The 20339-nt window shown below is 61.9% G+C and carries 23 protein-coding genes and 1 pseudogene; 15 read left to right on the forward strand and 9 right to left on the reverse strand.

Going from position 1 to position 20339, the window contains the following annotated elements:
• Nucleotides 1–109: 109 nt before the first annotated feature.
• Nucleotides 110–267: pseudogene (locus tag ABID12_RS13950) on the reverse strand (winged helix-turn-helix domain-containing protein); the annotation flags it as partial.
• 280 nt (nucleotides 268–547) lie between these two features.
• Between ABID12_RS13950 and ABID12_RS13955 the strand changes: the two are divergent.
• Complete coding sequence (locus tag ABID12_RS13955; protein WP_354434733.1) at nucleotides 548–1480, forward strand: ABC transporter substrate-binding protein; 933 nt, start codon at nucleotides 548–550, stop codon at nucleotides 1478–1480.
• A gap of 7 nt (nucleotides 1481–1487) precedes the next feature.
• Here ABID12_RS13955 and ABID12_RS13960 read toward each other — a convergent pair whose 3' ends face one another.
• The 3 genes from ABID12_RS13960 to ABID12_RS13970 are packed head-to-tail and all read right to left on the reverse strand — an operon-like array spanning nucleotide 1488 to nucleotide 4286.
• On the reverse strand, nucleotides 1488–2288 hold the full coding sequence (locus ABID12_RS13960; RefSeq protein ID WP_354434734.1) for an ABC transporter ATP-binding protein: 801 nt from the start codon (nucleotides 2286–2288) through the stop codon (nucleotides 1488–1490).
• Nucleotides 2281–3294, reverse strand: coding sequence for a FecCD family ABC transporter permease (locus tag ABID12_RS13965; RefSeq protein ID WP_354434735.1), 1014 nt, complete (start codon nucleotides 3292–3294; stop codon nucleotides 2281–2283). Before ABID12_RS13965 ends, ABID12_RS13960 begins: the two co-directional genes overlap by 8 nt.
• Nucleotides 3291–4286 (reverse strand): FecCD family ABC transporter permease, encoded by a 996-nt coding sequence (locus ABID12_RS13970; protein WP_354434736.1) that lies wholly within the window; start codon nucleotides 4284–4286, stop codon nucleotides 3291–3293. Before ABID12_RS13970 ends, ABID12_RS13965 begins: the two co-directional genes overlap by 4 nt.
• A 97-nt stretch (nucleotides 4287–4383) precedes the next feature.
• Between ABID12_RS13970 and ABID12_RS13975 the strand changes: the two genes are divergently transcribed.
• The 4 genes from ABID12_RS13975 (at nucleotide 4384) to ABID12_RS13990 (ending at nucleotide 7536) form a co-directional block, all read left to right on the forward strand.
• Nucleotides 4384–5292: an ABC transporter substrate-binding protein gene (locus ABID12_RS13975; protein WP_354434737.1), complete on the forward strand. Its 909-nt coding sequence runs from the start codon at nucleotides 4384–4386 to the stop codon at nucleotides 5290–5292.
• A gap of 329 nt (nucleotides 5293–5621) precedes the next feature.
• Nucleotides 5622–6428, forward strand: coding sequence for an AraC family transcriptional regulator (locus ABID12_RS13980; RefSeq protein ID WP_354434738.1), 807 nt, complete (start codon nucleotides 5622–5624; stop codon nucleotides 6426–6428).
• 66 nt (nucleotides 6429–6494) lie between these two features.
• Nucleotides 6495–6896, forward strand: a complete 402-nt coding sequence (locus ABID12_RS13985) for a DUF2000 domain-containing protein (protein ID WP_354434739.1) — start codon at nucleotides 6495–6497, stop codon at nucleotides 6894–6896.
• A 139-nt stretch (nucleotides 6897–7035) separates the two neighbouring features.
• Entirely contained in the window at nucleotides 7036–7536 is a 501-nt protein-coding gene (locus tag ABID12_RS13990) for an Lcl C-terminal domain-containing protein (RefSeq protein ID WP_354434740.1), read from the forward strand.
• A gap of 99 nt (nucleotides 7537–7635) precedes the next feature.
• Here ABID12_RS13990 and ABID12_RS13995 read toward each other — a convergent pair whose 3' ends face one another.
• Complete coding sequence (locus ABID12_RS13995) at nucleotides 7636–8106, reverse strand: MarR family winged helix-turn-helix transcriptional regulator (RefSeq protein WP_354434741.1); 471 nt, start codon at nucleotides 8104–8106, stop codon at nucleotides 7636–7638.
• 171 nt (nucleotides 8107–8277) lie between these two features.
• Here ABID12_RS13995 and ABID12_RS14000 point away from each other — a divergent pair, with 171 nt between their 5' ends.
• The 9 genes from ABID12_RS14000 to ABID12_RS14040 all read left to right on the forward strand — a co-directional run bounded on the left by ABID12_RS14000 (nucleotide 8278) and on the right by ABID12_RS14040 (nucleotide 16571).
• Nucleotides 8278–9354, forward strand: a complete 1077-nt coding sequence (locus ABID12_RS14000; protein WP_435528236.1) for a cupin domain-containing protein — start codon at nucleotides 8278–8280, stop codon at nucleotides 9352–9354.
• Entirely contained in the window at nucleotides 9351–9947 is a 597-nt protein-coding gene (locus tag ABID12_RS14005) for a maleylpyruvate isomerase N-terminal domain-containing protein (protein WP_354434742.1), read from the forward strand. Before ABID12_RS14000 ends, ABID12_RS14005 begins: the two co-directional genes overlap by 4 nt.
• Nucleotides 9948–9973: 26 nt before the next feature.
• Nucleotides 9974–10675 (forward strand): fumarylacetoacetate hydrolase family protein, encoded by a 702-nt coding sequence (locus ABID12_RS14010; RefSeq protein WP_354434743.1) that lies wholly within the window; start codon nucleotides 9974–9976, stop codon nucleotides 10673–10675.
• Nucleotides 10675–11322, forward strand: a complete 648-nt coding sequence (maiA, locus tag ABID12_RS14015) for a maleylacetoacetate isomerase (RefSeq protein WP_354434855.1) — start codon at nucleotides 10675–10677, stop codon at nucleotides 11320–11322. Before ABID12_RS14010 ends, maiA begins: the two co-directional genes overlap by 1 nt.
• 72 nt (nucleotides 11323–11394) lie before the next feature.
• Nucleotides 11395–12384, forward strand: a complete 990-nt coding sequence (locus ABID12_RS14020; protein ID WP_354434744.1) for a TRAP transporter substrate-binding protein — start codon at nucleotides 11395–11397, stop codon at nucleotides 12382–12384.
• Nucleotides 12381–12875, forward strand: coding sequence for a TRAP transporter small permease (locus ABID12_RS14025; RefSeq protein WP_354434745.1), 495 nt, complete (start codon nucleotides 12381–12383; stop codon nucleotides 12873–12875). Before ABID12_RS14020 ends, ABID12_RS14025 begins: the two co-directional genes overlap by 4 nt.
• A complete protein-coding gene (locus ABID12_RS14030; RefSeq protein ID WP_354434746.1) occupies nucleotides 12872–14134 on the forward strand; it encodes a TRAP transporter large permease in 1263 nt (420 codons plus the stop codon). Before ABID12_RS14025 ends, ABID12_RS14030 begins: the two co-directional genes overlap by 4 nt.
• A 160-nt stretch (nucleotides 14135–14294) precedes the next feature.
• Entirely contained in the window at nucleotides 14295–15500 is a 1206-nt protein-coding gene (locus tag ABID12_RS14035; protein WP_354434747.1) for a 3-hydroxybenzoate 6-monooxygenase, read from the forward strand.
• Between the two features lie 321 nt (nucleotides 15501–15821).
• Complete coding sequence (locus ABID12_RS14040; protein WP_319520487.1) at nucleotides 15822–16571, forward strand: GntR family transcriptional regulator; 750 nt, start codon at nucleotides 15822–15824, stop codon at nucleotides 16569–16571.
• Nucleotides 16572–16616: 45 nt separating this feature from the next.
• On the opposite strand, the gene ABID12_RS14045 is transcribed toward ABID12_RS14040, so the two are convergent.
• From ABID12_RS14045 to ABID12_RS14060, 4 genes are read right to left on the reverse strand one after another with little or no spacing between them, the layout of a single operon-like run.
• Entirely contained in the window at nucleotides 16617–17351 is a 735-nt protein-coding gene (locus ABID12_RS14045) for an amino acid ABC transporter ATP-binding protein (RefSeq protein ID WP_354434748.1), read from the reverse strand.
• Nucleotides 17338–17988 carry an amino acid ABC transporter permease gene (locus tag ABID12_RS14050; protein ID WP_354434749.1) on the reverse strand — a complete coding sequence of 217 codons (651 nt, stop codon included), beginning with the start codon at nucleotides 17986–17988 and terminating at the stop codon, nucleotides 17338–17340. The genes ABID12_RS14045 and ABID12_RS14050 overlap by 14 nt, the downstream gene beginning before the upstream one ends.
• Nucleotides 17981–18655 carry an amino acid ABC transporter permease gene (locus ABID12_RS14055; RefSeq protein ID WP_354434750.1) on the reverse strand — a complete coding sequence of 225 codons (675 nt, stop codon included), beginning with the start codon at nucleotides 18653–18655 and terminating at the stop codon, nucleotides 17981–17983. Before ABID12_RS14055 ends, ABID12_RS14050 begins: the two co-directional genes overlap by 8 nt.
• 57 nt (nucleotides 18656–18712) lie before the next feature.
• A complete protein-coding gene (locus ABID12_RS14060) occupies nucleotides 18713–19486 on the reverse strand; it encodes a transporter substrate-binding domain-containing protein (RefSeq protein ID WP_435528240.1) in 774 nt (257 codons plus the stop codon).
• A gap of 227 nt (nucleotides 19487–19713) precedes the next feature.
• Here ABID12_RS14060 and ABID12_RS14065 point away from each other — a divergent pair, with 227 nt between their 5' ends.
• On the forward strand, nucleotides 19714–20097 hold the full coding sequence (locus ABID12_RS14065; protein WP_354434752.1) for a Rid family hydrolase: 384 nt from the start codon (nucleotides 19714–19716) through the stop codon (nucleotides 20095–20097).
• Nucleotides 20098–20339: the final 242 nt, after the last annotated feature.

A 20339-nucleotide genomic window follows, 5' to 3' on the forward strand; every position in this document is an offset into this window, starting at 1 on the left:
ATCTGGCTTAACGGATAAGGGATGAATTGCGCTCATCATAGCTCACGCAAAGGACGTGACGATGAGACAGAAAGCCAGACCACGCACATCGACGGCAGACAAGGCGATCAAGACAAACGGTCTTAATGAACGTGGGTCCTTGATATTCGGCTCGATCTTCTGCCGGATACGGCGGATATGCGCATCGACGTTTCGCTCCGCGGGTCCGGCCGAACCGACATGTGTCATCGATAAAAGCTGATCGCGTGTGAGGACGACGTTCGGATGCGTCGAGGGAGCGGTGAAGCCCACCCTGGCGCATCGGAACGCGAACGTCTGTTTATCGCCTGATACAGGTCCATGAAAATCGTATTCAGCGAAGCATTTCATCGATCAGGGAACTGATTGTAAACGACATGTTCGGTGACGGATGCTCAATATGCTGGGCTGGGTTTCAAGATGAAACGACCGCGCGCTTGCTAGCGCCTTCGGACAACAGCGTGCCGTTGACAAATATGATTTTTTTACTCAGGTATGGCCGTTGCAATTGTTTTCGGGGCCTTCGTTCATGTCATTCAAGTTTGTTACGGCCGCGCTCATCTCCCTGTGCCTTTTTTCGGGAGGGGCGGCGCGTGCTGAAATCACGATCGATCATGCGATGGGGTCGACCGCTGTGCCTGATCGGCCGCAGCGGATCGTCACGCTGACGAACGAGACCACGGAAGCCGCGCTTGCCGTGGGGGTGGCGCCGGTTGGCGCGGCCCGTTCCTGGTATGGCGATCCGTGGTATCCGCATCTCGGTGACAGGCTGTCCGGCGCCGAGGTTCTGGGCTCCGAGCTTGCGGTGAACCTTGAACTGGTCGCAGCTCTTCAGCCCGATCTCATCATCGGCAGCCGCAAGCGGGATGAGGAGATCTACGGCCAGCTTTCGGCGATTGCGCCGACCGTTTTCGTGGAAGGGCTCGGTGCGTGGCAGGACAATCTGGCGTTTGTGGCCAACGCGCTGAACCGCAGTGCGGAAGGGGCGGCGGCGCTTTCCTCCTATGAAACCCGTGTCGAAGCATTGCGTGCCGGACTTGGCGACCGCGTCGGCGAGCGCATTTCCGTCGTGCGTTTCGTGCCCGGTCAGACCTATCTTTATCTGGAAGGCAGCTTTCTGGGCCATGTGCTGTCCGATGTCGGCTTTTCCCGGCCTCTCCAGCAGCAGGGTGACGGTCTCTCGCTTGCGGTCGGGCGCGAGAGCATTTCCGACATGGATGGCGACCGGATTTTCTGGCTGACCTATGACAGCGGTGACGGCAAGGGAAAGCAGATGGCGGATGCGTTTCTGGCCGATCCGCTGTGGGTCCGCCTCGGCGCGGTCAAGGCCGGGCGTGTCCATGCGGTGGATGACGGCGTCTGGGCGACGGCGGGCGGTTGGTTTGCCGCGCAGGCCATGCTGGATGATCTTGCCGCAGTCTATGATGTGACCCTGCCGCCGGCGGCAAGTGCCGGCCGGTAGAAAACGGTCAGACCGTCGCGCCCGGCCGGGCAAAGGGCACGATGACAGGCTTGTCCTCGCCCGGCAGCGCAAGCATGCGGCAATCGATGTTGAACACGGCGCTGATCCGTTCCGCCGTCAGCACCTCGGATGTCGGCCCCTCGGCGGCAATCTTCCCGTCATCGAAAAGGACCACGTGATCTGAATAGCGCAGGGCGTGGTTGAGGTCGTGCAGAACGATGACGAAACTGCGTTTTTCCCGCAGGTTCAACACGCGCAGCAGATCGAGGATTTCCAGCGCGTGGCAGATGTCGAGATGGTTGGTCGGCTCGTCGAGGAAGATGCGCGGCGCTTCCTGGGCCAGCGTCATCGCGATCCAGGCGCGCTGAACCTGCCCGCCCGAAAGCTGTCCGAGGCTGCGCTCGCGAAGGGCCTGCAGCCCCGTTTTCTCCAGCGCGCGGTCGACGGCCTGTGCATCTTCGGCGGAGGGGGCGGAGAAACGGCTGCGCCGGGCGTAACGGCCAAGCATGACAAGATCGGCGACTGTCATGTCCGACGGCGCATCGGGAGACTGGCTGAGCATGGCAATTTCGCGCGCAAGCTCCCGGGCGGTCCAGTCGGCAAGCGGCCGTCCGGCAATGTCGACCGTCCCGGACTGCGGCATGTGGAGCGCCCGCAGCACTTTCAGCGCGGTGGATTTGCCGCTGCCGTTCGGTCCGCAAAAGGCAATCACCTTTTCTTCCGGGAGAACGAGGTCGATCTCATCGAGCGCCCTGAAGCCGTCGTAATCTGCCGAAAGCGCGGTGAGGGCGGCGAGGGTGTCAGCCATTGCGTCGATGCCTCCTGAGGACAAGCGAGAGGAAAAGCGGCGCGCCGATCAGCGCTGTCACCGCACCGGCCGGCAGTTCCAGCGGGCTTGCAATCGTGCGGGCCAGCGTATCGGCGGCGAGCACCAGAATGCCGCCGATGAGCGCGGTGGCCAGCAGATATCCGGGCCGGAACTGCCCGTGAAACAGACGGGCCGCATGCGGCGCGATCAGGCCTACGAACCCGATCGCGCCGACCTGCGAGATCGCAAGCGCGGTCAGCAGAACCGAAAGCACCAGAAGCCCGATCCGGCTGCGATCGACCGCCAGTCCGGTCGTCATCGCCGTCTGCTGATCGAGCACGATCTGGCGCATCGGCAGGCGCATGAGAATGAGGACCGGAACGCTGAGCGCAAGCCCCGCGGCCACCACGCCGACATCCATCCAGTGGGCGGCGCTGACGGATCCGGTGATCCATTGCAGCGCCTGGCTGGCGCGGTAGACCGGGCCGACGATCATCATCAGCGTGACGCAGGCCTTGGCCAGTGCCGCAAGGGCGATGCCGTAAAGAATGAGCCGGACCGGATCGCGGCGGCTCCGGTCGGCAAGCGTCAGCATTCCGGCAAGGAGCGCGAAGGCACAGGCGCCAATGATCGCCGCCAGCGGCTGCCAATGGATCGAAACCGTCAGCACATTCGCCTGGTCGGAAAAAAGCCACAGGAAGGTGACCACGCCGAGTGCCGCGCCATCGGTGATGCCGAGAATGGAGGGGGCGGCCATGGGGTTGCGCAGCGCGCGTTGCAGCAGCGCGCCGGAAAGGCCGAGCGCCATGCCGGCAAGAGTGGCCAGCGCAACGCGAGGCAGCCGCAACGTCCAGACGATGATTGCATCGGTTCGGCTGCCATGGCCGAGCAGTGCCGCCGTCACCCGCGAGGGGCCGATGAAGCTCGAGCCGAGCCCGGTCGCCAGGATCAGGCAGCCGGCCAACAGCAGCAGCAAGGCGGCTATGCGGAACGCAGTATTCTTCACACACCGACCTCGCGCAGCCGCTTTGCCCGCAGCAGATGGATCAGGAAGGGTACGCCGACAAAGGCCAGCACGGCGCCGATGGGCGCTTCGCCGGGCGCCACAATCAGCCGCGCGAGAATATCGGCGAAAACGGCGATGATCGCGCCGGTCAGCATGGTCAGCAGCGCAAGGGCGGCAAAACCCGGCCGTTGTGCCGTCAATCGCCGGGCGATGTGCGGGGCGATCAGGCCGAGGAAGGTCACCGGTCCCGACATGGCGACCGCGCCCGCGGAAAGCAGGGCCGCCAGCGTCAGCGCCACGAGGCGCGTGCGGGCCACATTGACGCCGATGCCGCTGGCACTGTGATCGTCGAGCCGCAGCGCATCGACCGAGGGGGCGAGCCATACCGCGCCGGCGACGGCGATGATGAGCGCGCCGACGCCGATCCACAGCAGCGGCAAAGGCCGGTCGGCAAATCCGCCGGAAAGCCAGAACAGCAGGGTTTCAAGCGCCGTTTCGTCGAGAAGCAGGACGAGCTGGGTGAGCGCAGCAAGCATGGCCGCCACGGTCACGCCGACAAGCAGGATGCCGGTTGGCCCGGCCTCGGGGCCAAGCGCGCCGGAAAGGCCGAACACCAGCGCAGCCGCCGCCAGCGCACCGGCAATGGCGATGAGGCCGATGCCGGCGGTTGAAAGGACGCCAAACAGCACAAGGCCAAAGGTGACCGCGAAGGCCGCCCCGGCATTGACGCCCAGAAGCCCCGGTTCGGCCAGCGGATTGCGGGTGACGGCCTGCATGAACAGGCCGGAAAGGGAAAGCGCGGCGCCGGTCAGCACGGCGTTGAGCGTGCGCGGCAGCCGCAATGTGCGAATGATGATGTCATGCGTGCTGTCACCGCCGCCGGCAAAGGTCGACCACACCGTCGCCGGGCCATAGATGTGCACGCCGAGATGCAAGCTGGCGATCACGGCAGTCAGCAATGTCAGAAGCAGCAACAACAGGGAGCGTATCACGACCGTTCCATCCTTTTTGTGGACGATTTGGCATTGCGGAGTGCAAAGGTCAACTTTAAAGAAAAATATGAAATTAATAGTCAACTTGAGGAATCATATGTCGTCCTTGTTCAAATTCGCCACGCTCGTGGCTCTCGCGATAGGCCTCTGCTCCGCGCCCCTTTCCGCGCGCGAGGTGCAGGATGCCATGGGAACCGTGAACGTGCCCGACGAACCGCAGCGTGTGGTGGTTCTCACCAACGAGGGGACGGAAGCCGTTCTGGCCCTTGGCGTGCAGCCCGTCGGCGCCGTCAATTCCTGGCATGGCGATCCCTGGTGGGATCATATCGAGGAGGCGATGGGCGATGCCGTGCCTGTCGGCAAGGAAACGGCGGTCAATCTCGAACTGGTCGCAGCCCTTGAACCGGATCTCATTCTTGCCAACCGCCAGCGTCACGAGGAAATCTATCCGCAGCTTTCCGCCATTGCGCCGACGGTGATGTCGGAGGAACTGCGCGGCGACTGGAAGGTGAACTTCGAACTCTATGCCGCAGCACTGGGACAGGAGGAAAAGGGCAGGGAGGCGATTGCCGGCTATGACGAGGCCGTTGCCGATCTGCGTTCGAAACTCGGCGATGCCATCGATGAAAAGGTCTCTGTCATCCGTTTTCTGCCGGGACAGATCCGCATCTATCAGCTCGACAGCTTCTCAGGCGTGCTGTTGAAGGATATCGGCTTCGATCGGCCCGAAAACCAGAACGTCGACGCCTTCGCGATCCGCACCGGCAAGGAAAGCATTCCCGATATGGATGGCGACCGTATCTTCTACTTCACCTGGGAGACCGGAAACGGCGAGGGCGAGGCGATGGAAGAGGACGTGCTGAACGATCCGCTCTGGCAGTCTCTTTCCGCGGTTCAGGCCGGCAGGGTCCACGCCGTTTCGGATGCTGTCTGGAACACCGCCGGCGGCATCATCGCAGCACGGCTGATGCTCGCCGACATCGCCCGGATCTACGGCGTCGAGTAACGCGCTTGCCGATAATGGCCGCCCCGGCTGCTCTGCAATCCGCATGCTTCGGGGCAGACCGAGAAATGGTGGGGCATCGGGGTGCTAACAGCGCCTCATGCCCTGTTCTCCGTTCGCATGTGTGAGAGCGGGGGACGCAGTCACCTTGGTCTTGAGCTCCTAAGCGAGCGGTATCCCTGAACCAGCAGATGATTTAAATGCCGAGATAAACGAGATATATCCGTTGATCGAGGTTCCGGAGCTGCTTCGGGAAATCCAAGATTGGACGGGTCCTGTCGATCAATGCACACCTGTGCGCATAGACGACGCGCCGCAAGATATTCGGGTGCATGCAACACAATCGTTATCATCATCTCGGGTGGCTTTACGGCATCGATTTTTTCGAAGCTGCCTTCAGTACGCAGACCTTTTCCCGGCATGCGCATGAGGGCTTTGCCATTGGTGCCATTGCCGAAGGTGCGGGCGGTTATCTCTGCCGTGGAGAAAGCATGGTGCTGCCTGCCGGTTCGCTCTCGTTGATGAACCCGGAGGAGGCCCATACAGGCCATGCAGCCGCCGAGCGGGTGCGCTACAACATGCTATATGCTTCCGAGGCGGCGGTGCGTGCGGTTCTGGGGGTGCGAGAGCTTCCCGGCTTTGCCGAGATCGCGCCCCGTGATCGCGGTTTCAAATTGTCTGAGGCTTTGGTTCGGCTCGCCCAATGCCTCAACAGTGTGCAGATGGCCGATCACCGGCTGGCCGTGGAAGAAGCCGTCCATGCGGTGCTGACGCAGGCTTTCGCGCATTACGGCCGTGCCGTGCTGCGCCGGCCGGGAAACGAGCCATCTGCGATACGCATCATGCTCGCGTTTATCGAGGATGGCGTTGCTGCCGGCAAAACATTAAGCCTGTCCGACCTCGCGGCAGCGGTCGACCTCAATCCATCCTATCTCATCCGCAGCACCGTTCGCGCCACCGGTCTGACACCGCGCGGCCATGTGGTGCGCGCCCGTTTGGGTCATGCCCGTCGCCTGCTACTCGATGGCGCTCCTGCGGTCGAGGCTGCGGTTGCGGCAGGTTTTTACGACCAGGCCCATCTGATCCGGCATTTCCTCCGCCAATACGGCGTGACGCCCGGTGCGCTCATCCGGCACTGAAGGTCAATTTTGTCCAAGACCCGGTTTCCGTCCGCATGACATGGCGTCGTGCGAAAGGATACTGCCATGTCATTCAAACCCGCGATTATTCTGGATGAAACGCTGCCAACCGGCCTCAAGGCGAATTTCTCCGCTGTTCTGGCCATGAGCCTGGGAAAGCTGCGCCCCGACCTTGTCGGCGCGGATACGCCCACCGAGGACGGCATTGCCCTTGCCGGGATCACAACCGTCGCAATGCCGGTTCTCGGCGCGCCGGCACAAGACCTGCCGTTTCTGTTCGCCAAGGCCGTCGATCTGCCGATCCGGCTGGCCTATATGCGTGCCGCTTTCGAAGCGCGCGACTATGCCGACTATACCGCCCGGATCACCGCAGAACCCCTGGATGCGCATATCCCGCAGGCTGTCCTGCTGGCCGGGCCGCGCAAGGCCGTGGACCGGATCTGCGGTTCCCTGCCGCTGCTGCGCTGACAGGATGACCTGAACGCTGCGCGCAATGAATGATTTTCGAAAAATCATGGGATGTGCGCTGCTTTCTGCCACAAACCAAACGTACCGGCTCCGATCTGATGATTGGTCGCCCCGATCAATTTCGATTCAAGGAAAAATCATGCGATCCGGCGTTATATCGACCCTCTTTCTGTCTCTTCTTTTTCCGCTTAATGCTTATGCGAACTGCATCACGGCGGATGGTTCCGGCTTTCTTCTTCAGGGGGATGAGGCGACGAACCCGCAGCACGGATTGACCTGGAAAAGATGCGCGGTCGGCATGCAGTGGGACGCCGGAGCTGAGACCTGTTCCGGAGAGGCGCGCGGCCTTGGACTGAACGCGGCGATTGATTACGCAGGAGCGCAAGGGGAAGGCTGGCGTGTCCCGACCGGGCGGGAATTGGAAACCCTTACCCTCGACACATGCGAAGGACCGAAACTCGATACAATTGCCTTTCCCAATATCGCTGCCACCGACTTTGGCGACGGAGCGCTGTTCTGGACATCCACGGAGGCAATGCCGGACATGTTCTATTTCTTCGACTTCACCAACGGCTTCGTCGACATGCACGGCCAGGGCTTCCACCTGTCCGTTCTGCTCGTGAAAGACAGTGCCCGTTAAGGGCTGGAACAGGAATCGTTCTCGCAGACACGCCGAGAACGAGCGGTTCATGAACGAACAGCGTGATCACTCCGGCGGGGCGTTTTGCAACAAGGCCTTTCAAGGCTCGTCGACTGCGCGCCGCAATGGTGCGCGGGAAAGCTCATTATTGGCGTCTGTCAGTTTGCGCAACAGCACCATGAAAACGTCTTTTTCCGCGTCGTCCAGCTCTTTCAGAATGACGTTCTGGGTTTCAAATACGGATGGCCGGGCGCTGGCGAGGAAGGCATGCCCCTCCTCGGTGAGTTTCAGGGTCCGCGCCCGCCGATCCGAAGCGCTTACCTTGCGTTCGATCAGTCCTCGCCCCTCAAGGCGCGCAATCACGCCGCCGATCGTCACCCTGTCATAGGCGATCAGCCCGGCAAGCGTCGCCTGATCAATCCCGGGATTGTCCTCCAGCGTCGCCAGCACGGCAAATTGCACCGGCGTCAGGTCGAAACCGGCCGCACCGGTCTCTGTCATAAAGGCGGATACGGCGATCTGCTGCAAACGGCGGATCAGATGTCCCGGCAAGTCGTCAAGATTTGTCATGTTTTCCCTCTATCGCATCAGCCGGCAAAACGAAACGGTTTTGCCCAACCGAAGTCCTCCGTGCGGCGCCAGCGCCGCCTCCCGATATGATAAGTATACGCATTAATTATTGACACCAGTCAATATAGTAAGTATACGACATATATTATCGAATTCGGGAGGAGACATTCGATGGATACGATGCAGCGCGAGGAAAGCGCGGAACTCGATGCGCTTTATGAGGCTTTCCGTAAAAATCACCTGAACCCGCTCTGGACCCAGATCGGCGACCTGATGCCGGAGCATCCAAAGCCGAAAGCCGTGGCCCATGTCTGGAAATGGGCCGATCTCTATCCGCTTGCGCAGCGTTCCGGCGAGTTGGTTCCGGTCGGTCGCGGCGGCGAGCGTCGCGCCATCGGGCTTGCCAATCCGGGGCTTGGCGGCGAAGCCTATATCTCGCCGACGCTGTGGTGCGCGATCCAGTATCTTGGCGGCAAGGAAACTGCGCCCGAGCACCGCCATTCACAGAACGCCTTCCGCTTTGTCGTCGAGGGCGAGGGCGTCTGGACGGTCGTCAACGGCGATCCGGTGCGCATGAGCCGGGGCGATTTTCTGCTCACCCCCGGCTGGAATTTTCACGGCCATCACAATGAAACCGACCAGCCGATGGCATGGATCGACGGCCTCGACATCCCGTTCTCGTTCCAGAACGATGTCGGCTTTTTCGAATACGGCTCGGAGCGGGTCACCGACTATGCCACGCCCGCCTTTTCGCGCGGCGAACGGCTGTGGTGCCATCCGGGCCTGCGTCCGCTGTCCGGCCTCGAAAACACGGTATCTTCGCCGATCGGTGCCTATCGCTGGGAATTTACCGACCGGGCGCTGACGGAGCAGCTTCTGCTGGAGGATGAAGGCCAGCCCGCGACCTTCGGTCAGGGCCACGCCGCCGTCCGCTACATCAACCCGACGACCGGCGGCGATGTGATGCCGACGATCCGCGCGGAATTCCATCGCCTACGCGAAGGCGTGGAAACGGCAACGCGCCGCGAGGTCGGATCGACCGTGTTCCAGGTCTTCGAAGGGCGCGGCGCTGTGGTGATGAACGGCGAACGCACCAAGCTCGAAAAAGGCGATATTTTCGTCGTTCCGTCCTGGGTTGCCTGGTCGCTCGAGGCCGAAACCCAGTTCGATCTGTTCCGGTTCTCCGACGCGCCGATCATGGAACGGCTGAACTTCAATCGTACGCTGGTCGAAGAAGCCACGGCATGAGCAATCTTGATGAGGCTCGCCGCGCGCTGATGGCGCGTCAGGGGCCGGGTGCGCGCTATGATGCGCCCGAGGCCCCGGCGGACATGCTCGCGCTGGCGCGCACGGGCACGGCCTATTTCGCGCGGTTTCTGAACCGTCTTTCCGACCGCGCGCTTTACCAAAGCAGGACGGCAGGCGGCGATACGCCCGCTCATGTCGTCTGCGCCGTTTCCTATCAGGCCCGCGCCATCGCCCGTCAGGCGGAGGCCATCACCGCCGGCGAACCCGCGCCGCCGCTCTATGACAGCGCGGACCAGAGGCAGGCGACGATCGAGCTTGGCGCGACGCTGCCCGCGCGGGCGCTGCGCCACCTCTTCGACCATTCGGCGGTTCATCTCAACGTCGTCTGGCGCGACCTTCCCGGTCCGGGCTGTAGTGCCCCGGCGCCGGATGCCGATGGCCAAATGCAGCCGTTTACCGACAGCGTGCGCGCCCGGGCCTGTTTCATCTGGTCCGCCGCCTTCGACCTCGGCAATGGCGCGCGCCAGCGCGATGTCCCGGCGGCCCTGCGCGCTGCCGGATGCACGGAATTCGCCGCCCCGGGCGCGGCATAAGACATGATCATGAAAGGAATTTCTGGATGACCAAAGAGGCTTTGTTCCCGTCTCCCGCATGGCCGAGCGTTCCGGTGAAAGGCGAGAACGCCGCATACCCGGTCCATCGCATTTTCTGCGTCGGCCGCAACTATGCCGCTCACGCCGCCGAGATGGGCGTCGAAGTCGACCGCGAGGCGCCGTTTTATTTCACCAAATCGGCGCTGACGACACAGGCCACCGACACCACCATCGCCTATCCGCCGGGAACGGAAAACTTCCATTATGAAATGGAACTGACCATCTTCATCGGCAAACCCGTTTTCCGCGCCGATCCGGCAACAGCCGCCGCCGCGATCTACGGCTATGCTTGTGGGCTGGACATGACCCGCCGCGACCTGCAGCTTGCCGCCCGCGCCAAGCAGCGGCCGTGGGATCTGGGCAAGGATGTGGAACAGTCCGCCGTTTTCGCCGGGATCACAAAAGCCGAGGCCTTCGGCGAGGTTGGTCCGCAGCGCATCCATCTCGAAGTCAACGGCGACGTCAAACAGGACGCCCATCTCTCCGATCTGATCTGGAAGGTCGACGAGATCGTCGGCGACCTGTCGCATTACTACCACCTCGCGCCGGGCGACGTAATCATGACCGGCACGCCGGCCGGCGTCGGAGCGGTCGTTGCGGGCGACGTGATCACCGGCGGCATTGACGGGCTCGATCCGGTCAAGCTGACGGTCGGAGCTGCGGAATGATCCGCTTTTACGGCTATTTCCGCTCGTCTTCCGCCTATCGCTGCCGGATCGCCTTCAATCTGAAGGGCATCGACTACGATTTCGTCTCCGTGCATCTGAGGAAGGATGGCGGCCAGCAGAAGAAAGAGGATTACCGCGCCCGCAATCCGCAGGCGTTGGTTCCGACCCTTGAGGACGGCGATTTCACCCTGACGCAATCGCTCGCCATCATCGAATGGCTGGATGAAACCCATCCCGAGGGCGTCCGGCTTGTTCCCGAGGACAAGGAGGTGCGGGCGAAGGTGCGGGCTTTTGCACAGGTCGTTGCCTGCGACATTCACCCCCTCCAGAACCTGCGCGTGCTCGACTATCTCAAGGCCGAATTCGGCGCCGATCAGGCAGCACTCGACCGCTGGTGTGGGCGCTGGATCGGCGATGGTCTTGCCGCATGCGAGGCGCTTCTGGAAAAGCAGCCGACAGCGACGTTCGCCTTCGGCGAAAACCCGACGCTGGCCGATATCTGTCTCATTCCGCAGGTTTTTTCGGCCGAAAGGTTCGGCGTCGACCTTGCCGCCATGCCGCGCGTGCGCGCGATCGCCGAAGCGGCAAACAGATTGCCCGCCTTTGCCGACGCCCACCCGCGCAATCAACCCGACGCGGACGCCTGAAACGGGCGAAAGCCGGGCGCAAGGGAGAGCCCGGCTTTCCGTCATCTTTCATGAAACACAGGAGGAGAAATCATGATATTCTCGAAAATCGGCTCCAGAGCCCTTCTGGCCGCGGCATGTCTTGCCGTCCTTCCGTTCGTCGCCGAGGCGCGCGAATTGCGTATCGGGCTGATCACGCCGCCAAGCCACGTCTGGACCAAGGTCGCCCAGCGCATGGCGGAAAAGCTTCCCGAAGCGACGGATGGCGACCTGACCCTTGCCGTTTTCCCGGCCGGCCAGCTTGGAACGGAACAGGAAATGTTCCAGCAGATGTCCACCGGCCTGCTTGACGCCGGGTTGATGACGGCCGCCATCACATCGCTGCGCGCCCCCTCGCTGCAGGGCTGGTTCACGCCCTATCTCTTCACCGGCGTTTCCGATGCGATCGACGCCGCGAAAACCCCTGCCGCACAGCAGATGCTCGGCGAGCTCGACAGGGCCGGTCTGCACGGCATGGGCTACACCTTCGCCGGCATGCGCCACATTCTGATGCGTGATGAGCCGGCCACCGATGTCGCCGCCCTGCAGAACAAGAAAATCCGCATCGTGCCCTTTCCGGCCATGAAGGTCTGGTGGCAGGAGGTCGGGGCCGTGCCCACGCCGGTCAATCTCACGGAAGTCTATCAAGCGCTGCCGACCGGCCTTCTCGACGGCGTCGATATCGACCTCGACGCGCTGGTCGGCCTCAAATTCCAGGAAGTCGCTCATGATCTGACGCTGACCAGCCACATGACCTTTCCGGCCGTGATGATGGTCTCGGACATGACCTGGAACAGTCTTTCGCAGGAAGACCAGGAGGCTTTCCAGAAGGTTGCCGACGAAGCGCTGGCCTGGGGTTCCGAGCAGCAGATTACCGCCGAGGAAACCAACCTCGCAACGCTTGAAAACGAAATGACCGTCACCCGCCTGACCGATGGCAAACAGGCATTCGCCAAAGCCAACGAGGCTGTCGACGCAAGCTTCGCCGCTTATCCGCTGATCGCCGATTTCCAGGCGCAGGTTGCCGCGGAGCAGGCCAAGTGAACCCTGTCGGCACGCTTTCTGTGGGACTGGCCTGGCTTGAACGCTGGGCCAGCAGGGTGCTGATGGCGGGGTTTGTCGGCCTGATCACCACCAATGTGGCCATGCGCTATCTTGTTGGAAGACCGATCATCTTTGCGGAAGAACTGGCCGCCATCCTACTCGTCTGGTTGGCCTTTATCGCGACCTCGATCTCGATCCACACGCGCGCCCAGATCGGCGTCACGCTTCTGGTCGATACGCTTCCCGTGGCAGCCCGCAAGGCCGTGGATCTGGTCGTCTGGGTGCTGATCGCCTGCATGCTCGCCATTTTGCTGAAGGCAGGCATTACATGGGTCCGCTCGCCGGTGGTGGAGTTCGAACAGATCATCACCACGGGCTGGGCCAAGGCGCCGTTTTTCACCATTTTTCCGATCTTCTGCGCCTGCGCGCTCATCCATGCGCTTGCCCAGGTCGTGCGGGCTGCAGGCGCGCTCAGGGAGCGGGCATCATGACCGGCCTGTCCTTTGTCATTCTGCTTCTGACCGGCATGCCGGTCGCCTTCGTGCTGATCGGCGCGACGCTGGTCTTCGTCTTCATGTCGGGGCGCGAGCAGCTGATTGCGGCGATCCCGCAGATTTCCTTCGGCTCGGTGGAAAATTTCGATCTTCTGGCGATCCCGTTGTTCATCCTTCTCGGCGAGATCATGAACGAGAGCGGCCTGACCCGCCGGATCATCGCCTCCGTCCGGGTGTGGATTTCGCGCCTGCCGCACAATCTCGTCATCGTCAATCTGGTCTCCAACCTGGCGCTGGCCGCCATCATGGGATCGGCCACGGCGCAGATGGCCGTGATGAGCCGGGTGGTGGTGCCGGAAATGGAACGCGACGGTTATGACCGTGGCTATGCCGCCAGCCTGACGGCGTCGGCCGGCCTTCTGGGGCCGATCATCCCGCCCTCGATGCTGTTCATCATCTTCGGCGTGATCGCCCAGGTCTCCATCGCCGACATGTTCATGGCCGGTATCGTGCCGGGCGTGACGCTCTTCGTTCTGATCCTGGCGCTGGCCTTCTGGCAGGCGTCCCGCAATCATACGCAGGGCGAGGCCGCCGAACGCCTGACATTGCGCCAGAAACTGGCGGCAACGGTGCCCGGCATCGCCGCCATGTCGATCCCGCTCGTCATTGTCGGCGGCATATCCTTCGGCGTGTTCACGCCGACGGAATCGGCGGCTGCGGCCATCGTCGTCGCGCTCGTCTTCGCCGTCATTGAATTCCGCGGCCAGACGTTCAAACGCCTCATCGCCATCATCGACCGGACCGTTGCCAATTCCGCGATCGTGCTGTTTCTCGTGGTTGCGGCCAAGATTTTCGGCTGGGTGCTGACCTTCAATCAGGTGCCCCAGCATGTCGCCGACTTCATCGTCTCCCTGACCGACAATCCGACCGTCTTCCTGCTGATCATCGTCGTCTTCCTGTTCATCGTCGGCATGTTCCTCGATGGCATTGCCGCGCTGATCATCCTGACGCCCATTCTTCTGCCGGTTGCCATCAGTCAATACGGCATAGACCCGATCCAGTTCGGCGTGATCCTCGCCATGACGCTGGTTCTGGGCCTTCTGACGCCGCCGGTCGGAACTGGCCTCTATATCGCCGCCGCCCTTTCGAAAGTGCCGGTCATGCGGCTTTCGAAACTGGTGTTGCCCTATGTCCTGGCAACCCTGGCGGTCATTCTCGCAGTGGTGTTCATACCCTGGATGGTGCACCCGTTCTGAACGGGTTCGCCGGCGCCCCGGAACCGGGACGCGAAGCATGACGGATACCGGCATCCGCCCCGCAATGGCCTGAAACGGCCGGGGGCGTCCCGGCCACAAACCAGTAACGTATTTCAAAATGTCCGGAGCGCGGCTCCGCGGCAAACGGAGGAGTATTGCCATGTCAACCACATCAGACCTTCCCATCCTGATTGCCGGCGGCGGGATCGGCGGCCTTGCCGCCGCCATCGGACTGGCCCAGAAAGGGCTGAAATCCATCGTCATGGAACGTGCGGCGAAACTCGGCGAGATCGGCGCGGGTATCCAGCTCGGCCCCAATGCCTTCCACGCCTTCGACTATCTCGGCGTTGGCGATGCCGCCCGCGAAATCGCCGTCTATATCGACAATCTGCGCCTGATGGACGCCATCGACGGAACCGAGATCACCCGTATTCCGCTTGACGATGCCTTCCGCGCCCGTTTCAAGAATCCCTATGCGGTTATCCATCGCGGTGACCTGCATGCCGTCTTCCTCAAGGCTTGCGAGGCACATCCGCTGGTCTCGTTGCGCACCAGCGCCGAAGTCATGGACTACGAACAGGACGGGACAACCGTCACGGCGACCCTGAAGGACGGCGAGCGCGTGACCGGCTCGCTGCTGATCGGCGCGGACGGCCTGTGGTCGAATGTCCGCAAGAAGGTGGTCGGCGACGGCGCACCGCGCGTTTCCGGCCATACCACCTACCGCTCCGTGATCCAGACAAAGGACATGCCGGAAGACCTGCGCTGGAACGCGGCAACGCTGTGGGCCGGGCCGAAATGTCATATCGTCCACTATCCGCTGCGCGGCTGGGAGCTGTTCAATCTGGTCGTCACCTACCACAATGACGCGCCGTCGCCGGAAGCCGGCGTGCCGGTTTCCCATGACGAGGTCCGCAAGGGTTTCGAACATGTCGCACCCGTTGCCCGCGAGATCATCGAGCGCGGCGAGGGCTGGAAACGCTGGGTGCTCTGCGACCGCGACCCGGTCGACAACTGGATCGACGGCCGCGTCGTCCTGCTCGGCGACGCCGCCCACCCGACCATGCAGTATTTCGCGCAAGGGGCCTGCATGGCGATGGAGGACGCCGTGGCGCTCGCCCATATTCTGGGCGACGGCGATGACGACACCGATACCGCGCTGAAACGCTACCAGGACCTGCGCAATCTGCGCACCGCCCGCGTGCAGCTGCAGTCACGCGAGATCGGCCAGCATATCTACCACCCCGGCGGCGCCCACGCGGCCCTGCGCAACACCATCATGCGCGCGAAATCCCCCGCCGACTGGTACGACACGGTCGCCTGGCTCTACGGCTCGACGGGCCTTGAGGGCGCGGTCGGCGCCTGAGCCCTTCACGAAAACGGCCGCGCTCCTGCTGAAGCGCGGCCGCCAGACTACTGGCCAACCTTTCCTTTTTACAGGCGTGACGTCCGAGATGAAAGTCGCCCACGCGGAGACCTTCTGCCCGGTCGCGCCAGCCAATAATGCGGAATTCGGCATTGCTCCAACCAAAGGACAATGACGCGCGGGTGGTCGGGGCAGGGCGATGCCGATGGGGCAAGGCGGGAGATAGCCCTTGATTGACACCGGGGACTCGGCGTATTTCGTACTGACGTAATGACGTTTATGGGCAATCAGGCTGGTTGCCTTCGAAATCGGGAGTTTGAAATGACCTGGAATGAAGCGCAGATCGAGAAAGGACCTGTGCCCATCTGGTTTCAGATCGCCAATGTTCTTCGTTCCGCGATTTCTGCCGGGGAATTCAAAGAGGGCGATAAGCTTCCTTCGGAAGGTGAACTGAACACGGCTTTCGGGGTCAGCCGGACGACCGCGCGTTCGGCACTGGACAAGCTCGAAAACGAAGGGCTGATCGTGCGCCAGTCGGGGCGGGGATCGATCGTGGTGCCCTCCAAGGTCGACCAGCCGCTGAATATCCTGTCCGGTTTTGCCGAAGATATGCGCCGGCGCAATATCGAGCCGGGTTATCGCACGCTTTTTACCGGGTTTGCCAAGCCGGAAGAGGATGTTCTGCGCGCGCTTGAATTGAGACGCGGTGAGCAGACGTTCAAGACCCGGCGGTTGCTTCTTGCCGACGGCAAGCCGATCGGGGTGGCCACATCATGGATCCCGGCCGCTATCATGGAGGGCGCGTCTCCGCCGGATGCGGCCTATCTCGACACCGGGTCGTTCTACGCCTGGCTGGCCGAGAGCTGCGGTATTATTCTGAGCGGGGGACGCGAATATATCGAGGCCGCCTCGCTCGATGCCGAGACCGCCCGCCTTCTCGAGGTCACGCCCTCGCACCCGACCCTGGTCGCGCGGCGGCTGTCGCGTGACCAGCGCAACCGTCCCGTCGAATATGCCGTCAACAGCTACCGGTCGGACCGGTACCGCTACTGGATCGATCTGGAGGCGTAACCCCCCCTGTCCCGGAGCCGGGGCTGTTCTCGGCAATGGCAGTCTTCAGGTCACGTTTGCCATACCGAGAAACTGGCGCAATTCGGCAGTTTTTGGCGCGCCGAACACATCTTCCGGGGCGCCGGTTTCGTGAACGCGCCCCTCATGCATGAAAATCACGCGGTCGCAGACTTCGCGGGCGAACTGCATTTCATGGGTCACCATGGCAAGCGTCATGCCGCCACGCGCGAGAGACCTGACGACGGCAAGCACTTCACCGACAAGCTCGGGATCGAGCGCGGATGTGATTTCGTCGCACAGCAGCGCGACCGGTTTCATCGCCAGAGACCGGGCGATCGCGACGCGCTGCTGCTGGCCGCCGGAAAGCTTGTCGGGGTAGACGTCGAACTTGTCCGAAAGGCCGACGCTGGCGAGCACATCCCGGGCCACGGTCTCCGCCTCGCTTTCGGATGTCTTCTTGACCACGGTCTGGGCCAGCATCACGTTCCGGCCCGCCGTCAGGTGCGGAAACAGATTGAACTGCTGGAAGATCATGCCGACCTGAAGCCTGAGGCGGCGCAGATCGGCTGCGGTTCCGTGCAGGTGGTTTCCGCCGATGGTGATCGAGCCCCGGTCGATGGTTTCAAGCCCGTTGATGCAGCGCAGCAGCGTGCTCTTTCCCGATCCGCTCTTGCCGATGATGGCCAGCACCTCGCCGTGCCCGATGCTGATATCGATGCCCTTGAGTACTTCGACGTCGCCGAAGCTCTTGTGGACATCGTTGATTTCAATGAGAGACATCGAGCTTCCTTTCGAGATAACGGCTTCCCCGTGACAGCGGCCAGCAGAGAATGAAGTAGATCAGCGCGACGATGCCGTAGACCAGAAACGGCTTGAACGTGACATTGGCGACCATGCCGCCGGCGCGGGAAACCTCGATGAAACCGATGATCGAGGTGATAGCGGTGGCCTTGATGATCTGAACCATGAAGCCGACCGTGGGCGGCACGGCGATGCGGACCGCCTGGGGCAGAATAACGTAGCGCATCTGTTCGAGATAACTCATGCCGAGGCTGGCCGAGGCTTCCCACTGCCCCTTGTGGACCGACTGGACGCAGCCCTTCCAGATCTCGGTCAGGAATGCGGACGACCACAGCGAAAGGCCGATCACGGCGGCCGACCATGACGATGTGCTGATCCCGATCAGGGGTAGGCCGAAAAACAGGACGAACAGCTGGATCAGCAACGGCGTGCCCTGAAAAAGGTCGACATAGGCGCGGCTGACGGCATTGAAGAATGTCATCGACGTGGTGCGCAGCGGCAGCAGAAGCAGCGCCAGAACGCCGCCGCCGGAAAATGCGATCAGCGAGAGCAGGACCGTCCACCTGGCCGAAAAGACAAGGTTTCGCACGATGTCCCAGAGCGTCAACTCAGTCACGGGCATACCTCCGCGGGAAGATTTTTCTGCCGAGAAGGTCCAGAAGCAGTCGCATCACGGCGGCGAGTGCGAGATAGATGAAGAGCGAGACGAAAAAGGTCTCGAAGGAGCGGAAATTGCGCGACTGGATGAAGCTCGCCACGAAGGTGATATCGCGCACGGCAATCTGCGAGACAACCGCCGTGCCGAGCATGACGATGATGAACTGCGACGACAGCGCCGGCCACACCCGCTCAAGCGCCGGGAAGAGAATGATGTAGCGAAACACCTGAAACGGCGACATTGCGAGGCTTGTGCCGGCCTCGATCTGTCCGCGTGGCGTCGCCTGAATGCCGGCCCGCACGATCTCGCAGGAATAGGCGCCGACATTGAGGATCATCGTGATCGTCGCCGCCGCAAAGGCCGAGACCCGTAATTCCAGGGCGGGCAGGCCGAAGAAGATGAAGAACAGCTGGATCAGGAACGGGGTGTTGCGGATCACCTCGACATAGACGGTGACGGGAAGGCGCAGGCGCTCCGGTCCGCTGGTCAGCGTCCATGCGCAGATCAGTCCGAGCGCGACCCCGCCGATGGTTCCGAAAAGGGAAAGAACGATCGTGACGAAAACGCCCTCAAGCAGCATCGGGGCATAGGGTATCACCCATCCATAGTCGAAGGTGTAATTCATTCTGTGGACCCGGTTTGAGGCCCTGCCGCCGGCGGGGCGGCAGGGCGGTATGCCTGTTTAGAAGCCTTCCGGCAGGGGCTGGTAGAACCATTGCTCGGACATGGCGTTGAGCGTGCCGTCCTCCTTGGCCGCGACGATGATGTCGTCGAGGGCGGTTTGAAGCTCTGCTTCTCCCTTTGGCAGGCCGATGTAGCAGGGCGATTCGGCGATCACGAACAGGGTTTCGGGACGGCGCTCCGGGTCGGTGGCAAGGATCGTTGCGGCGACCACATTGGCCGTCACGACGACATCAACCTGACCTGAAAGGAAGGCCGCCATCGTGGTGCTGCCATCCTCGAAGCGGCGGATCTCGGTGCTTTCGGGCGCCATATCCGTAATGGCGAGGTCCTCGATCGAGCCGCGGGCAACCGAAACCGACATGTCGGCAAGATCGTCAGCCGAAGAAACGTCAAGGTCCGCAGGACCGAAAGCGCCGCTGAAGAACGGGGCGTAGGCCTCGTTGGTGAAGTCGATCACCTCTGCGCGCTGCGGATTGCGACCCAGGCTCGAGATGACGATGTCGACGCGGCCGCTCGTCAGGTAGGGCACGCGGTTGGCGCCGATGACCGAGGTCATTTCCAGATCGACGCCGAGTTTTTCGGCGACGAGCTTGGCCATATCGATGTCATAGCCGACCAGTTCGAGATTGGCGTCCGTCATGCCGAAGGGAGGTCCATCCTGGGGAACGGCCACGCGGATGACGCCGGATTCGACAATGTCTTCGAGCGAACGGGCTGCTGCCGGAACGGCAAGCAGGGCGGCAATACCGATGCCGATGACTGCCCTCAATATCGTTGATTTCATTTTTGTCTCCACTTTCAGGTGCCTTGGGTTCTGTCCGGCATGAAACTGTTACGCGAGAGCCAATCAGTCTGGCTCAATGAAATTGCCGAAACAATGCGCACAATTGAAGAATGCATATTTTTTTAGCTATTGCTAGATAAAAGTAATGACGTTCGTACGTATTGATACTAAGGTCATGACCCTGAACAGGTTTTGTGAAGAACAAGGAGTTGTTGATGACCATCAAACGCATCCCGATCGAGGACATGCGCTACAAATCGAAAGTGGCGTTCTATCACCTGCCCGGCGGCGGCGGTTTCATGTGGGCCGTAGCGACATCGCGTGATACCAGCGTTGGCCTGCCGGAGCAGGCGGCAGGCGCCCTTGCCGTCATCGATGAGTATCTCAAGGATGCCGGCCTCGACCGCACGCGGATCGTCAAGGCGGAGGTCGTCGTCACCGACCACGATCAGAAGCCGGCTTTCGACAAGGTCTGGTCCGAGTGGATGCCGATCGATCATGGGCCGGTGCGCTCTTTCGTCCAGTCCGTCATGCCTGAAGGCGATCAGGTCGAAATCATCATCACGGTCGCGCTGCCGGCCGACTATCCCGCGCCCTGATCCGTACTGCAGAAATGGAGCGCGCCGCTGTTCCGGCGGCGTGCTTCGCTGGGCTTCGGGGTGCTTCCAGGTCTCGGGGCGGCGATGGGTTTCGCCCGGCCTGCTATGCAAGTGCGCTCTTTGATCCGCGCCGCACTGTTTTGCCGCCGTCTATCGGATATCCGCACAACTATTAATCATTACAAAATGTCGCATTTTTTTAAGCAAGTGTCTTGTTAAATGTTATGACGTTTGTACAATGG

This window comes from Martelella mangrovi (genome assembly GCF_040545495.1).
GTDB lineage: Bacteria > Pseudomonadota > Alphaproteobacteria > Rhizobiales > Rhizobiaceae > Martelella > Martelella mangrovi.